The organism is Umezawaea sp. NPDC059074, assembly GCF_042738955.1.
In the GTDB taxonomy this organism is placed as follows: Bacteria; Actinomycetota; Actinomycetes; order Mycobacteriales; family Pseudonocardiaceae; genus Umezawaea.
This window is the reverse complement of the sequence record NZ_JBHYHC010000104.1, coordinates 17,162-32,623: the sequence shown is the minus strand read 5'-3', so window position 1 is coordinate 32,623 and position 15,462 is coordinate 17,162. Positions and strand designations below refer to the sequence as shown.

Annotated in this window: 12 protein-coding genes; 6 read left to right on the top strand and 6 right to left on the bottom strand. The window is 68.6% G+C overall.

All coding sequences use genetic code 11. The features are described from left to right. Window positions 1-189: 189 nt before the first annotated feature. Window positions 190-2,988, bottom strand: a complete 2,799-nt coding sequence (locus ACFWW9_RS33855; RefSeq protein WP_390386218.1) for an AAA family ATPase — start codon at window positions 2,986-2,988, stop codon at window positions 190-192. Between the two features lie 745 nt (window positions 2,989-3,733). Between ACFWW9_RS33855 and ACFWW9_RS33850 the strand changes: the two genes are divergently transcribed. Both ACFWW9_RS33850 and ACFWW9_RS33845 read left to right on the top strand, forming a co-directional pair. Next, window positions 3,734-4,507 carry a carbon-nitrogen hydrolase family protein gene (locus ACFWW9_RS33850; protein WP_390386217.1) on the top strand — a complete coding sequence of 258 codons (774 nt, stop codon included), beginning with the start codon at window positions 3,734-3,736 and terminating at the stop codon, window positions 4,505-4,507. A 59-nt stretch (window positions 4,508-4,566) separates the two neighbouring features. Next, complete coding sequence (locus ACFWW9_RS33845; RefSeq protein ID WP_390386216.1) at window positions 4,567-6,258, top strand: flavin monoamine oxidase family protein; 1,692 nt, start codon at window positions 4,567-4,569, stop codon at window positions 6,256-6,258. 187 nt (window positions 6,259-6,445) lie between these two features. Here ACFWW9_RS33845 and ACFWW9_RS33840 read toward each other — a convergent pair whose 3' ends face one another. From ACFWW9_RS33840 to ACFWW9_RS33825, 4 genes are all read right to left on the bottom strand, one after another. After that, a complete protein-coding gene (locus ACFWW9_RS33840; protein WP_390386215.1) occupies window positions 6,446-7,906 on the bottom strand; it encodes a UbiD family decarboxylase in 1,461 nt (486 codons plus the stop codon). After that, the gene (locus ACFWW9_RS33835; RefSeq protein ID WP_390386214.1) at window positions 7,890-8,528 is read right to left on the bottom strand and encodes a non-oxidative hydroxyarylic acid decarboxylases subunit B; all 639 of its coding nucleotides are present in this window, start codon (window positions 8,526-8,528) and stop codon (window positions 7,890-7,892) included. The genes ACFWW9_RS33840 and ACFWW9_RS33835 overlap by 17 nt, the downstream gene beginning before the upstream one ends. A 6-nt stretch (window positions 8,529-8,534) precedes the next feature. Further along, entirely contained in the window at window positions 8,535-9,551 is a 1,017-nt protein-coding gene (locus tag ACFWW9_RS33830; RefSeq protein ID WP_390386213.1) for an ABC transporter permease, read from the bottom strand. Window positions 9,552-9,654: 103 nt separating this feature from the next. Then, window positions 9,655-10,566, bottom strand: coding sequence for an ABC transporter ATP-binding protein (locus ACFWW9_RS33825; RefSeq protein ID WP_390386212.1), 912 nt, complete (start codon window positions 10,564-10,566; stop codon window positions 9,655-9,657). 157 nt (window positions 10,567-10,723) lie between these two features. Here ACFWW9_RS33825 and ACFWW9_RS33820 point away from each other — a divergent pair, with 157 nt between their 5' ends. Together ACFWW9_RS33820 and ACFWW9_RS33815 are read left to right on the top strand one after the other, a co-directional pair. Continuing rightward, window positions 10,724-11,542, top strand: a complete 819-nt coding sequence (locus tag ACFWW9_RS33820) for a siderophore-interacting protein (protein WP_390386211.1) — start codon at window positions 10,724-10,726, stop codon at window positions 11,540-11,542. 117 nt (window positions 11,543-11,659) lie between these two features. After that, window positions 11,660-12,139 carry a MarR family winged helix-turn-helix transcriptional regulator gene (locus tag ACFWW9_RS33815; RefSeq protein WP_390386210.1) on the top strand — a complete coding sequence of 160 codons (480 nt, stop codon included), beginning with the start codon at window positions 11,660-11,662 and terminating at the stop codon, window positions 12,137-12,139. Between the two features lie 417 nt (window positions 12,140-12,556). Here ACFWW9_RS33815 and ACFWW9_RS33810 read toward each other — a convergent pair whose 3' ends face one another. Continuing rightward, window positions 12,557-12,913 carry an Lsr2 family protein gene (locus tag ACFWW9_RS33810; RefSeq protein ID WP_390386209.1) on the bottom strand — a complete coding sequence of 119 codons (357 nt, stop codon included), beginning with the start codon at window positions 12,911-12,913 and terminating at the stop codon, window positions 12,557-12,559. A 506-nt stretch (window positions 12,914-13,419) separates the two neighbouring features. Between ACFWW9_RS33810 and ACFWW9_RS33805 the strand changes: the two genes are divergently transcribed. Continuing rightward, a complete protein-coding gene (locus ACFWW9_RS33805) occupies window positions 13,420-14,742 on the top strand; it encodes a BNR-4 repeat-containing protein (protein WP_390386208.1) in 1,323 nt (440 codons plus the stop codon). A gap of 32 nt (window positions 14,743-14,774) precedes the next feature. Then, window positions 14,775-15,452 (top strand): hypothetical protein, encoded by a 678-nt coding sequence (locus ACFWW9_RS33800; protein WP_390386207.1) that lies wholly within the window; start codon window positions 14,775-14,777, stop codon window positions 15,450-15,452. The last annotated feature ends 10 nt before the right edge of the window (window positions 15,453-15,462 follow it).

Sequence of the window (15,462 nt, the reverse complement as noted above, 5' to 3'; positions counted from 1 at the left end):
AGACGAAAGAGGGTGGGATAATTGGCGCAACCGGGGGTTAGCCCTCCAGCAACCCAACACCCACCCCCACAATGCACAAAGGCCCCCCACCTCCACAGAGGCAAGGGACCACAGACGCACACAAGCACCAACGCACCCACCCGCACCGACCCCCGGATTCGCGCGGCACCAGCCGCGCGGATCCGGGGCTCAGGCGATAGAAGCCGCGTCACTCCACAGATCCGCGGGCAGATCCTTCCGCTGCGTAACGTTCAACTTCCGGTAGGCCTTCGTCAAGTGCTGCTCCACGGTCGAGATCGTCACGTACAACTTGTTCGCGATCTCCCGATTCGTATGCCCAAGAGCAGCCAACCCGGCCACCCTCCGCTCAGCATCCGACAACGTGGCCGCTCCACACTCCGCGGCCGCTTCCGAAGATGCCACAGCGGCAGCCCCCCGACTCTGATCCGGAATCAACTGCGCGCACAACGGCTCGGCTTGGCAGTCTTTCGCCACCCTCCAAGCCCGCCGCACCATCATCCGAGCCCGATCAGGCTCCCCCAACTGATGATGCGTGTGGCTCAGATCCGCCAACACCCGAGCGACTTCCAACTGCCCACCAGCCGCCTGGACCTCATCCAACGCCCCGTGCAACATCTGCGACCTCTGCCGCAGATCCAACGTAGCGGCCTTCACCCGCATAGCCATCCCACGGGACAACGACGGCCCCATCACCGGAATCGCCAACTGCTGATCAACCAGCTCCCGAGCCTTCGCCTGGTTCCCCAACCGAAGGTAAACCTCAGCAGCCCCAGTCCTCCAAGCCAGCAACCCAGGCGAATCCAACTTCCACTTCACCATCAACTCCCCACAGGACAGGAAGTCCCCCAGCGCAGCAGGCAACTGCCGAGTAGCCAGGTGGTGATGCCCCTTGGCGAACAGGTAGTGCAACCCGTACCGCCCCCTGTAGATGTGCTGCGGAACCCTCTGCGCCAACGCCTCCGCGGCCTCGTCGAACTTCCCCATAGCCGTGGTCGCCTGCAACAGCGTCCCCAACACCATCCCGGCCGAAGCACCCCACGTCCGCGGATCCACCTTCTCCAACGCGAACCGCGCGTGCTGCCGAGCAGTCCCCAGGTCCCCCATCCGCAGCGCGACCTCGGCCCGGATCATCGCCAGCTCCCCCAACCACCCAGGAGGACTCGACGACTCGTGCCGATCCGTCATCAGCGTGTCGCACCAGGACTTCACGCTGTCCAGCTTCTCCAGGTACAGCAACGTCCGCAGAGCGGCGGACACCTCTTCGGTCGGCTCCTCGATGAGGTTCGCGCTCTGCAGCACCCGCTCCGCCGTCATCACCGCGGAGTCGTCCAGCTCTCCCCCGATGACCCGCGTCAGCACGGTGGCGGCCTGGACCCGCATCCCCATGTCCACCGACAGGTCGCCGTCCGGCCGCACCGGCGGCAGGTTGCTCACCAGTTCCGGGTACGAGCCGACGGCCCACATCCGGGTGATCGTGATCTCGGCCTTGCTGTGCTCGTCCAGTTCGTCGATCCGCGACACCAACCGCGCCAGGCCCTCAGCCACGTCGTCGACCCGGCCGTGCACCACCAGGAACCGCACGAACCACAGCAGGCCACGCCCGAGCAGCTTCCCCTCGCGCATGGCCTCGCCCAACGCGGGCACGTGCTGCAACGCCGACGCCGGGCTCAGCCGCAGCTTCAACCGCACCAGCATCATCACCAGCTCGATCGGCGTCTCCTCCGCGCGGTCGCGGATCGCGAGTTCGAGGAACTCGATCGCCTCCTCGACCTGCTCGTCGATCAGCGCGGACTCGGCGGCCTCGCGCAGCAGCGGCAGCGCCCACTCCGGGCAGGCGACGCCCGCCGCGATGAGGTGGTTCGCGACCACGCGCGGCTCGGCGCCGTCCTGGGCGAGCAGCCAGGCGGCGCGCAGGTGCAGGTCGGGGAGGTCGGCGTTGGCGACGGCGTCGTCGATCACGGCTTCGCGGATGGCCGGGTGCCGGTAGCTCTCGCCGCGCAGCAGCCCCATCACGACCAGGCTCTCGACGTCCTTGGCCGCAGTCTTCGGCGAGCGGTCCGTCATGCGGGAGAACAGCTTCGGCCGCTCGGCGTCGCCGCCCAGGACGGCGAGTGCGTACGCGGCCTCGCGGATGGCCGGGTCACCGCGGTGCAGGCAGCTCATGACCGCCTCGGCGAACCCCTCTCCCACAACGGGTCCGGCGGGCGAGGCGTCGCCGGTGCGCAGGCGCTGCTGGTCCTCGAGCAGCGCGCGCACGAGCAGCGGGTTGCCGCCGGTCACCTCGTAGTACTGCGCGCCGAACGCCTCGGCGATGCGCGGGTCCAGTTCGGCCGCGACCATCTCGCCGACGCCCGCGGGCGACAGGAGCGTGAGCCGGATGCTGTGGCAGTGCGGGTGGCGGAGGAACTCGGTGTGGAACAGCGACCGCGGCTCGCGGGAGCCGACGCACTCGGTGAACACCACGGCGACGCTGGCGGACCGCAGCCTGCCGAGCACGTGCCGGAGGGTCTCCTTGGAGAGGTCGTCCATGTTCTGCACGTCGTCCACCACGATGACGATCGGCCGCTGCTCGGCGATGGTCAGCAGCGCCGCGCCCAGCTGGTGCAGCACGTGCCCGCGCTTGACCTCCGCGCCGTCCGCGTCGCCCTCGCCGGTCCGGATGGGACTCGCGGCCTCGTCCAGCAGTCCCGAGAGGAAGGCCGCCCGGTCGCCCGAGCAGAGTTCGAGGGGGATGTTGCGCTGGAGCTGGCTGAGCACTCCCAGCGGGAGCGTCCGTTCCCCCGCGGTGCAGGTCGCGTTGAGGAGCAGGGCTCCCGAACGCTGCACCTCCTCGCCGAAGGCGTGCAGCAGCGCGGTCTTCCCGGTGGCTCTGGCCCCGGTGATCATGGCCACGCCGGACCGGCCTCGGAGGCAGTCCTCCAGCACGTGCTGGAGGGTGGCCAGTTCTCTAGTCCGTTCGACCAACATCGAAGACCGCGTTCCTTTCCCGGTGTGGTCACCTGTCCCGCCCAAACGTCCCCGCGGTGAACAAACAGTGGCCAACTCAAGTCGGGTTGTCCCACCAGGCTGTCCTGGTAACACACAACGACAGTATCAGGACAATAAGAAGCTTGTCGATAACGTCTCGGGGAAACATCGAGTTACCCGGACCGTGTGCAACATGCGTGTTACGGAGTTCTCGTACTACTACGCACAACATCCGCGAACGATCGTGAGAATTGCATGAAAACAACCATCGATAAGACCCTACTTCCGTAGGGTTGCCCTACGGCACTCCGAAGCCGATGACAGGTTACGGGTGGCAGAACTCGCAGGTCAGGGAGCCGACTAAACGCGTAGTTTATTCACAAAACAGCGTTTCGGCACAACTCCCAACTGAGACGAGGGCAAGGATTGCTGCCCGTTTGGACATCGAAAGCTTCTTGAGTAGACCACCCCGACTGTTTAGCGTGGCAAAACATCAACGCTGGCTCCTTACCTGCTCCCGCATTGCTACCAGGGCCTATAAGGGGTATCAACCCCCCTAGGGGCGCACTGGGGGCCGACAGGGGTTGCCGCACTACAAGTGGAGTACATAGCTTCGGTGCACTCAGTGTTTCTGCGAATTGAATCATAATGCCGTTTCATAATGACGTTATCACTCCGGGCATAACCGGGCGCCTTCACGACACCGCCGCCTGCGACCGACTGGCGGAGTAAGGAACCGACGAGCATGAGGATCGCTTGCTGGCAGACCGTCGCGGGCGGAGAGCCGCCGCGCACGCGGCTCAGAGCCGCGGCGCGGAACGCCGCCGAAGCCGGTGCCAGGCTGCTGATCACGCCCGAGATCTCCCTCACCGGCTACCACCTCGGCCCGCGCCGACTCCGTGAGCTGGCCGAACCCGACGACGGCCCGATGTGCGACGAGGCGGCGGCCATCGCCGCCGAGACCGGGGTGGCGATCGTCTTCGGCTGGCCGGAGGCCGTCGGCGGCGACGTCTACAACTCCACCCGCCTGGTCGACGGCACCGGGAAAGCCCTTGCCACCTACCGCAAGACCCACCTGTTCGGCGACATAGACCGGGCGATCTTCCAACCCGGCGGCGTCGGCGTCGTCCAGGCCGAGCTCGACGGGTTCACCGTCGGGATGCTCATCTGCTACGACGTCGAGTTCCCGGAATCGGTGCGCGCCCACGCGCTCGCCGGCACCCAGTTGCTCGTCGTCCCGACCGCGTTGATGAAGCCCTGGGACATCGTGGCCCGCACCCTCGTCCACTCCCGCGCCCTGGAGAGCCAGCTCTACATCGCCTACGTGAACTGGGCGGGCGCGGAACGCGAGCTCGAGTACTGCGGGCTCACCCGCGTGGTCGGCCCCTCGGGCCACGCCCTGCACGAGGACGTCCACGGCGAGCAGCTGATCGTCGCCGACCTGGACGCCACCCGGATCACGAAGGCCAAGCAGGTCAACGACTACTTGGCGGACCGACGACCCGAGCTCTTCCCCTGACCCCCTTCCGCCGCACCCGCCAGAGAGCGGGTCACCACCGTCAACCGGGGGTAGCGCACATGGACCACACCAGCCCGATCGACCACGACGACCTGAACGGCCTGCGGGCCCCGGTCACGATGTTCGGACCGGACTTCCCGTTCGCCTACGACGACTGGCTGCGCCACCCGGCGGGCCTGGGCAGCGTGCCCGCGTCGGCGCACGGCACCGAGGTCGCCGTCATCGGCGGCGGCATCGCGGGACTGGTCGCGGCCTACGAGCTGATGAAGCTCGGGCTGCGACCGGTGCTGTACGAGGCCGAGCAGCTCGGCGGCCGGATGAGGTCGGTCCCGTTCCGGGAGCACCCGGAGTCGGTCGCCGAGATGGGCGCCATGCGCTTCCCCCTCGCCGCCACCACGCTGTTCCACTACATCGACAAGGTCGGGCTGAAGACCACGCCGTTCCCCAACCCCCTGTCCACCAACACGCCGAGCACCGTGGTGGACCTCAAGGGCGTCAGCCACTTCGCGCACACGATGACCGACCTGCCGATGGTCTACCAGCAGGTCGCCGACGCGTGGGACAAGGCGCTCCAGGAGACCGCGGAGGTCTCCGCCATGGAGGACGCGGTCCGCAGCCGGGACGTCACGACGATCAAGGCCATCTGGAACCGCCTGGTCCCGCGCCTGGACGACGTGTCGTTCTACGGCTTCCTCACCGCGTCGCCCGCGTTCGCCTCGTTCCAGCACCGCGAGATCTTCGGCCAGGTCGGCTTCGGCACCGGCGGCTGGGACACCGACTTCCCCAACTCCATGCTGGAGATCCTGCGCGTCGTCTACAACGGCGCGGACGTGGACCAGCAGCGCATCACCGGCGGCAGCCAGCAGCTGCCGACGAGGCTGTGGACGCACGAGCCGGAGTTCCTCGACCACTGGCCCGAGGGCACGACGCTGGCGTCGCTGCACACCGGCGGCGTGCCGAAGACCGCGGTCAAGTGGATGCGCCGCACCGCGCACGGGATCACCGTGGAGGACGCGGAGCACGGCATCCGCACCTACCCCGCGGCGGTGTTCACCGCGCAGAGCTGGGCGCTGCTGTCGAAGGTCAAGTGCGACGAGTCCCTGCTCCCCCAGGCCCTGTGGACCGCGGTGGAGCGCACGCACTACATGGGGTCCTCGAAGCTGTTCGTAGTGACGGACCGGCCGTTCTGGCTGGACGTCGACCCGCGCACCGGCAGGCACGTCATGAGCATGACGCTCACCGACCGGATGCCCCGCGGGGTCTACCTGTTCGACGACGGGCCGGACAAGCCCGGCGTCATGTGCCTGTCCTACACCTGGAACGACGACTCGCTGAAGCTCGCGACCCTCACGCTGGAGGAGCGCCTGGAGGTCGTGCTCGGCTCGCTGGCCGAGATCTACCCCGGCGTGGACATCCGCACGCACATCATCGGCGACCCGGTGACCATCACCTGGGAGACCGAGCCGCACTTCATGGGCGCGTTCAAGTCGAACCTGCCCGGCCACTACCGGTACCAGCGCAAGCTCTACACGCACTTCATGCAGGACGGCCTGTCCGACGCCCAGCGCGGGCTGTTCCTGGCGGGCGACGACATCTCCTGGTGCGGCGGCTTCGCGGAAGGGGCCGTCACCACCGCGCTCAACGCGGTGTGGGGCGTCCTGCACCACCTGGGCGGCCGCACTCATCGCGGCAACCCCGGACCCGGCGACGTCTTCAGCGAGATCGCCCCCTTGGAGCTGCCCGAGTTCTGATGTGGCTTCGGTCACCACCAACCCTGTCGACGGAGCCCCCGTGTCGCAACGCGACGCGGGGGCTCCACCCGCAACTGTGCACGCTTGTACACGGGGGCATTCCCTTTTGACCCGCCCGCAGGACGCACCGAAGGGCCCGTCCGGAGCAACCACCCCGGACGGGCCCTTCGGAACGGCAGAGGGGCTCTCAGGCCCAGTTCTCGATGACGCGCCGCTGGAGCTCGGCGGGGTAGGAGGCGGCGAACGACGTGTGCTCCATCCGCTCGCCGATCGGGGCCAGCAGGCCGTCGAACACGACCCTGGGTCCCCAGCCGCGCTTGTACTCGATGTCGGTGTGGCTGACGAAGAGCGGCAGGATGACGCTGTCCATCTGCACCCGCTTGGAGACCGGGTGGATGCGCGTCGCGATGGCCCAGGTGACCTCGGCGAGGTCGGTCGGGTCGATGTCGTCGTCGAGCAGGAAGATCTGCGGGAAGTACAGGCCCGCCTTGTTCCAGAACAGCGTCTGCCCGATGTACTGGGCGAGCGAGTCGCTGGTGGTGTCCGGGTCCATCATCTCGCGCCAGTTCGGCGGCACGGTCACCACGAGCCACATGCCCGCGGAGTCCATCGGCGACCACACCGTGGTCACCGGCAGCTTCACCTCGCGCAGCCGCGCCAGGCACTGGCTGGCCGCGCCGACGCAGGTGACGGTGTGGTACTCGTCCGGCGGGCGCCCCTCGGCCACCAGGGGCCAGATGGGGTCGTTCCGGTGGGTGATCGCGTCGATGTGGAACGTCGGCTGCTTGGTGACGTCCATCGGCTGGTAGCCGGCCGCCTCGCCGAACGGGCCCTCCAGCGCGTCGCGCTCGATGGACACGTGCCCCTCGATCACGACCTCGGCCGTGGCGGGCACGAGCAGGTCGACGGTCTTGGCCTTGACCAGCTCGATCGGCTCGCCGACCAGCGCGCCGAGGAACCCGGCGTCGTACGCGCCGTCGGGCAGCGGGAAGCCCGACACGTACGGGATACCGGGTTCGGCACCCTGCACCAGGGCGTAGGGCATCGGCTTGCCGATCTCCACCCACTGGTTCCAGACGTGCCCGATGTGCTGGCCGTCGGCGATCAGCCCGGTCATCCGCTTGCCGTCGATCTTCATCACCCGCGCGATGGACCAGTTGGTCCACTCCCCGTCGGGCGTCTTCACGATCAGGGCGCCCCAGGTGTTCGCGTACCGGCCGCCGTCCTTCTCGTGCACGATCGGGATCGGGAACGAGTCGAGCGTGGCGTCGTCGCCGAGCAGGACGTTCTCCTGGCACGGCCCGCTCTCCACCACGACGGGCGGGATCGGCTCGCGGGTCTGGGCGTCCGCCAGCGCGTCGACGATCTGCAGGCCGGTGCTGTCCGGCTGGAGGCCGAGCGACAGGGCGATGCGGGCGTAGGGCATGTCCTTCCGCGACGACATCGCGGCGGGCGCGCCGAGGATGCGGAAGCCCGGCCGGGCCCCGCGGATGTTGGTGAACAGCGGTGCCGGGGAGCGGACCTCGTAGCTCCGCCTGGTGATCGCGGCCGTCTCCATGTCGCCGTCGACCTCCCGGTCGACGACCACGAGGTCCCCGAGGTCGTCCAGCGCGTCGAGGTAGCCGCGCAGATCAGTGAAGTGCTTCATCGCCGTTCTCCTTCCGGTGCAGGCGTGCCGACTTCCCGCCGTCCCACCGGGTCGTGAGGTCGTTGTCCACGCCGAACTGGTCGAGCACGCGACTGGTCACGTGGTCGACGATGTCCGGCACTCCCTCGGGGTGGTTGTAGAACGCGGGCATGGGCGGCAGCATCACGACGCCCATCCTGGAGAGCGCGAGCATGTTCTCCAGGTGGATCTCGCTCAGCGGCGTCTCCCTCGGCACGAGCACCAGCTTGCGGCGCTCCTTGAGGGTGACGTCCGCGGCGCGCGCGATCAGCCCCTCGCCGTAGCCGACCCTGATCGCCGCCAGGGTCTTCATGCTGCACGGCGCCACGACCATCCCGTCCGTCCGGAACGAGCCGCTGGAGATCGACGCCGCCTGGTCGTGCGACCCGTGGACGTGGTCCGCCAGCGCCTGCACCTGGCGGACCGTGTAGTCGGTCTCCATCTCGATCGTGGCCCGAGCCCACTTGCTCAGCACGAGGTGCGTCTCCACCCCGACCGCGCTGAGCGTCTCCAGGATCCGGATGCCGATCGCGGCGCCGGTGGCGCCGGTCATGCCGACGACGACGCGCTTCGGCATCCGGATCCCGTCAGCGAACGCCCGCACCGGCGATCACTTGTCTTCCCAGCGGAAGAAGACCGCCGCGAGGGTGCTGACGACGAGGGTGAAGCCGATGAGCACCGAGCCCGGCACGATGAGGGCCTCGAAACCCTTGCCCCGCACCAGGACGTCGAGCATGCCCTCGTTCATGTGCCGCAGCGGCAGCGCGTTGGTGATCAGCTTGACCCAGTCCGGGGCCTTGTCGATCGGGAAGAAGCTGCCCGCCAGCAACGCCATCGGCAGCACGGCGAGGTTCGCCGCGCCGGTCACCGAGTCCTCGGTCTTGCAGATCGCGCCGAGCAGCATGCCCACCGAGAAGAAGGCCAGCGTCCCGAGTATGAGCAGCGGGATCGCCAGCCACCACTGGTTGGACAGCTTGAGGCCGAACATCGGGAGGGTCGCCACCGCCACGAACAGGACCGCCTGCAGGAGCGCGATCACGACCGAGAGCAGCAGCCTGGACGAGAGCACCGAGCCGCGGCCGATGGGGGCGAGCTGGATGCGGCGCAGGACCTGCTTGCGCCGCCACGCCACCAGGGTGAGCGCGGAGCTGAACACCGCGGCGGTGGACACACCCCACGACAGGATGCCGGGCGTGAGGTACTGGATGGGCTCGAAAGCCGTCTCCTCGATGGGTTTCTGCCGCACCGCGTACTTCGGCGGGGTGGTGCCCGCGCCGAGGTTCGCGCTCGCGACCGCGTCGGAGATCTTGGCCAGCGCGGGCCCGGTCTCGGCGCGGTCGCCGTTGGCGTAGCGCACGTCGATCGAGTCGCCCTGCGACACCACGATCGCCGCCACGTTGCCGTCGCGGAGGCTGTTGATGGCGGTGGTGGAGTCCTTGAACTCCTGGAGGTTCACGCCCTCGGAGTTCTTCAGCGCGGCCACGACGCGGCTGTCGCCGACCACCGCGATCTCCACCGAGTCGCCCAGCTTCACACCTGAGAGCAGGGAGAACACGATGAGGAACATCAGGGGGAACATGAAGGTGAAGAAGAGTGCTGCCTTGTCCCGGTAAGAGGCCTTGAACATGGCCAAAGACAGGCTGGTAAACGCTTTCATGTCGCCGTCTCCGCTCGAAGTGCTGACGACGCCGGGAGCACGAGCACCGGAGCGACGCCAGTTGTTTGGTGGGTCACTCGCGGTACGCGCGACCGGTGAGGTGCAGGAACACGTCCTCCAGGGTGGCCGTGCGGACCTGCGCCTTGTTCAAGGCGTCGAGCTCGCCCAGCGCCTTGATGGTGAGACCCGCGTCGTTCGTCGCGATGATGACGGAGACCCCGTCGTCCACGACGTTGTCGGCGCCCGGCAGGGTCCGCGCCAGCTCCGCGGTCACCGCGCCGTGCTCGACGATGACCTGGGTCTGGGCGTTGAGCTTGCGCACCAGCCACGCGGGCGGGCCCATCGCCATGATCCGTCCCTTGTCGACGATCGCCACCCGGTCGCAGAGGATCTCGGCCTCGTCGAGGTGGTGGGTGGTGTAGACGATCGTCTTGCCGCGGGCCTGGATGGCGCGCAGCACGTCCCAGAGGTTGCGGCGGGCCTGGGGGTCCAGTGCCGCGGTCGGTTCGTCCAGGAACACGATCTCCGGGTCGTGCGCCAGCGCGCACGCGATGGAGAGGCGTTGCCGCTGTCCACCGGAGAGGTCAACGTCCTGCACGTCGGCCTTGTCCGTGAGGCCGACCAGTTCGAGCATGTCCACGGCCGCCGAGCGGCTCACGCCGTAGAGCGACCCGAACGTCTGGAGCTGCTCCTTGGACGTCAGCCGCTCGAAGAACGACGACGCCTGGAGCTGGACGCCCAACTTGGGCAGTAGCTTGGGGTTGCGGGGCCAAGGGCTCTCGCCGAGGATCCGCACCGAACCGGAATCCGGTTTGCGCAGGCCCTCCACGATCTCCAGGGTGGTGCTCTTCCCGGCGCCGTTCGGGCCGAGAAGACCGAAGAACTCTCCTTCCGCGACGGTGAACGACACACCGTCGACGGCACGCAAGTCGCCGTAGGACTTGCGAATGTCGCTCACGACGATCGCGGGCCCGTCTGCTGTCATGGTCCAAAACGCTAGGGCTGGATCGGTTTCGCGACGATGGCCGAAGGCGTTTCTAGGGGACCCCTAGCACATCTTCAGGGGGCGCGTGCTGCGCCACACGGGCCCGCCCCGCCAACTTAGGCTAACCTAAATGGATGAACCACTCCCAGGAGGTCGGATGAGCAACGCCCCTGCGAGCGACGCCCCCGCACGGGACCGCCGCTCGGTCACCACGCTGCGCGTGCTGCGGACCGAGCGGGTCACCCCGCACATGATCCGCGTCGTGGCGGGAGGCCCTGGCCTGGAGGACTTCGTCCCCAACGACCGGACCGACGCGTACGTGAAGGTGCTGTTCCCGCTGCCGGGCGTCGACTACCCGCAGCCGCTCGACATGCAGGCCGTCCGCCGCGACTTCCCGCGCGACCAGTGGCCGGTGGTGCGGACCTACACCGTCCGCTACTTCGACCCCGTCGCCCGCGAGCTGGCGATCGACTTCGTGCACCACGGCGACGCCGGCGTGGCGGGCCCGTGGGCCGCGGCCGTGCAGCCCGGCGAGGAGTTCTCGCTCCTGGGCCCCGGCGGCGGCTACGCGCCGTCGGCCGAGCACGGCCTGCACCTGCTGCTCGGCGACGAGGCGGCGCTGCCCGCCATCGGCGCGGCGATCGAGCGGCTGCCCGCCGGAGCGCGGGCGCGGGTCGTGGTGGAGGTCGAGGGCCCGGACGAGGAGCAGAAGTTCGACAGCCCCGGCGCGGTCGAGCTGACGTGGGTGCACCGGTCGGCGGGCAGGTCGCTGGTGGACGTGGTGCGCGCGCTGGAGTTCCCCGGCGAGGACACGCAGGCGTTCGTGCACGGCGAGGCGGCGATGGTGAAGGAGCTGCGCGCGCTGATGGCCGAGCGGGGCGTCACCAAGGACCGGCTGTCGATCTCCGGCTACTGGCGGCGCGGTCTGAGCGAGGACGGCTTCCGCGAGGTCAAGGCCGCCGAGTCCGGCGCCTGAGGGACGGGGTGCCCCGAGTGTGGGGCTCGGGGCACCAGGACGTGTTCGGCGGCGGGGGCCCGTCCGGTTCACCCGGCGTCCAGGTGATGCGTCAACCCACCCCGTAGGATGGCCGCCGTGAGCGAAGACCCCTGGCTGAACGCGAACGAGCAGCGCGCCTGGCGAAGCTTCCTGGGCATGCAGAGGCAGCTGAGCACGCACCTGTACCGGCACCTCCAGCGCGAGTTCGGCCTGTCCGGATCCGACTACGAGATCCTGGTCAACCTCTCCGAGTCCCCCACCGGCCGGATGCGCGCCTTCGAACTCGGTGAGGCCACCGACTGGGAGAAGAGCCGCATGTCCCACCACCTGACGCGGATGGCCCAGCGGGGCCTGGTCCGCCGCGAACCGTGCGCCGAGGACACCCGCTACGCCGACATCGTGCTGACCGACGAGGGCCGCAACGCCATCGCCGAAGCCGCCCCGCACCACGCGGCCAACGTCCGGGCGTGGTTCATCGAGGCCGTGGGCCCGGAACGCCTGGCGGTCATCGAGGAAGCCAGCGACGCGGTCCTCACCGCCCTGACCCACCACGACAACCAAGCCGACCACGGCTGACCCCTCGGGGCCTGTTCCGACCCCGGCAACATCCCGCAGGTGCCGACCACGACCGCTCGAAGTCGTGGCGACCGTTGCCACCCGGCTCCCATCACTGCCTCAGCCCGGTCCGCACATCCGGGCTGTCCCCAGCCCCGCCCTGCGCACACCCGCCGCCCGCGGATCACCGCTGGGGCCCACTTCGGCTGCGCCCAGCCAAGCGGCCCATCGCGTTTCACCGCTCGGCCCACGCCTGCGACCCGAGCGACCGCGCTGCCGCCGCACCCCGCCCATTCCGGGCTCGTCGCCCGTGCCTTCGCCAACCGAGCCGTCTCCTCCCGCCCAGCCGTCCCCGGACAGGCGTCCCCGGACGCGCGAGAGCCCCGAGGCCGGTAGCGGCTCGGGGCTCTCGCGCGTGAAGCGGGAAACCTGTGCGGATCAGCGGTGGGCGGACTCGAACGCGTCGACCACGCTGGCCGGGATGCGTCCGCGGTCCGCGAGCTCGTGGCCGTTCGCCTTGGCCCAGTCGCGGATGGCCCGCGTCTGCTCCTTGCTCCGCCCCTCTCCGGCGGGCTTGCCGCCCACGATCGTGGCGGTGCCGCGCTTGGCGCGACCACCGGTGCGCCGTGCGGCGGCCACGAAACTGGCCAGACCATCGCGCAGCTTCGCGCCGTTGGCCTCATTCAGGTCGATCTCGTAGGTAACACCATCCAGTGAAAACTGCACCGTGGAAATGTCTTCACTGCTCGTGCCGTCCAGGTCGTCGATCAGCTGGACGAGAACCTTCTGGGCCATGGGTCGAACCTCACAACGAGTCGAACGGGCGGAATGTGACGACAATACCAAACCAAACGCAGTTAATAGTCCGATCGCGGAAAAAAGTCAACGACCGCACCTCTCGGAGTTTCGAGCCCCGCCAAACGTCACCCGTTCGAGCGCGGCCGATATCGGGGTCACCCGTCCGGCGCTAGCGGGTCCGCCACGGCGGCCCGCCGCCGGCAGGGGGCAACGCGGCCGGGCGCGTCCCGGTGGACCACTCACCGGCCAATCCGGAAAAACGCGACCCCCCGCGGAACCACCCGAGTTCACATACACGAACATTCGAAAAGCCCTCGAAGAACCGACCGATCAGCGCTTGCCGGACGAGTTCGACTGCCGGTAGCGTCACCGACCGGACTATTCGAACGACCAGTGGGCGCAATGGCCGTTCCTCCTTGTCCGGGTCGTTGGCGAGCATTTCAATTCTCCACGACCCCTCCCCTGCCGGAAAGACCGGAAGAAATGTCGTGGAGGTAATCCTCATGGCTGTTCGCCCACTGTTCCGCCGACGGTTGGCCGCCCTGCTGGCCGCCGTCGCGCTGAGCGCGGCGACGACGTCCGCTCCCCCGATCGCCGCCGCCGCGCCCGTCCAGGCGGCCGCGACGCTGGACACCGTCACCAACGCCTACGTGTACGGATGCCTGCGCACCAACGGCGCGGCCCTTTACGACGCCACCGTCGGCAAGACGTTCGTGGCGTACTCGAGCACCAACCACGACATCTACCTCAAGGCCTACGACCACGCGAGCAATTCGTGGTCGGCGGGCGTCCGCGTGGCCGCTCTCAACCTCACGCACGACAACGCGTACCACGATTATCCGGTGTTGAAGCAATTGCCGGACGGCCGGTTGACCGTATTCCGGGCGCAGCACACGGTATCGGCGCACATGTACACGGCGCCCACCGCGCACTCCATTTCCGGAACGTGGACCGCGCGGCAGATCAGCACCGACCGGAATGGCTACCTGGAACCGATCTTCCTCGGCGGGACCATCTACTTGTTCTACAGCCAGAACACCGACATCGCCTACCCCTACCGAACCTATCGCCTCATCACGTCGTCCGACTCGGGCCTGACGTGGTCCGCGCCGAGGACGCTCATCGACTCCGGGCGGACCGCCGACAAGTACGCGGAGGTCTACGCCTTCGGGGTGACGCAGCGGGACAGCCGCGTCTACCTCACGTGGTCGATGCACGGCGGCCCGAAGGGGCACAACGGCGGCGGGAAGAACATCTACGTCGCATATTTCGAGACGGCCGACTACACGCTGCGCACGGTCGGTGGCACAAGTCTCGGAACGTCCATCACCGGTGCTGAACTGGCGCAGACCAGCGTGGTCACGACCAGTCCGACGGATCTGCCCGCGGGCAAGGACCTGCCGGAGGAGAACCCCGTGGCGTGGCGGTTGACCGACGGTTCGGTGGTGCTCGGCTACGGCGTCGGCACGTCGACCAGCCGGAAGATCGTCCTGGCGCGGTACGCGGGCGGCGCGTGGACCAGCACGACGCTCGACTCCACCACGTCGCTGTTCAAGGACATCGTCGCGAGCGGCGACAGCGTGGAGGTCGTCTACGCGACCGCCGACCAGAAGCGCCTGGTCGCCAAGCGCTGGACCCCGGCCACGGGAGCCGTGACGACGCCGTTCGACGTCGTGATCCCGTACAACAACGGGGCCGACACGGTGTTCTACGCGGATTTCGTCGAGAATCGAAACGGGATCAGCGTCATCGCCTCGACGATCAACCAGGCGTCGCGCAAGACCGAGCACACGGGCCGCTGGCCGGTGTTCGCGATCAAGAACTGAAGATCCGCGCCGGGTAGGGCAGAGTGGAGCGCATGGAAATGCGACTGCCCGATCCCGGTGCGCTGTTCGGCCTGGCGAAGTCGACCGTCGGATGGGCGGTCGACTCCGCCGTGGCGGTCGCCGCGGTGCCGGGGAGAGTGCTCGGGCTGCTGGACGCGGCCGAGTCGTTGGTCGGCCGAGTCGACGACGTGGTCACCCGAGCCGACGCGCTGGTGACCCGCACCGAGGCCGTGGTCGGGTCGGCCGAGGCGGTCGTCGAGTCGGCCCGCACGGTGAGCGCCGCCGCGGCCGTCGTGGTGGCCGACGCCCGCCGCGTGTCGACCGCGGCCGACGCCGTGGTGTCGGAGGTCGTGGACATCACGTCGAAGGCCACCGGGGTGGTCGCGACAGCGGAGTCGACGGCTAAGACCGCGCACGAACTGCTGGAGGAGTTCTCGCCACTGGCCCGCCGGGCGATGCCGTTGCTGAAGCGGTTCGTGGAGGAGCTGTCGCCGCACGAGATCGAGGCGGCCATCCGGTTGGTGGACCAGCTGCCGGTGATCACGGAACACGTGATCTCGGACGTCCTGCCGATCCTCGCGACACTCGACAAGGTCGGCCCGGACGTGCACCAGCTGCTCGAGGTGACCAACGACGTGCGGCAGGCGATCCTCGGGATTCCGGGGTTCAACTTCCTGCGGAAGCGCGGGGAGGACAAGGAGGAGGAGTGACCTGGGGCTC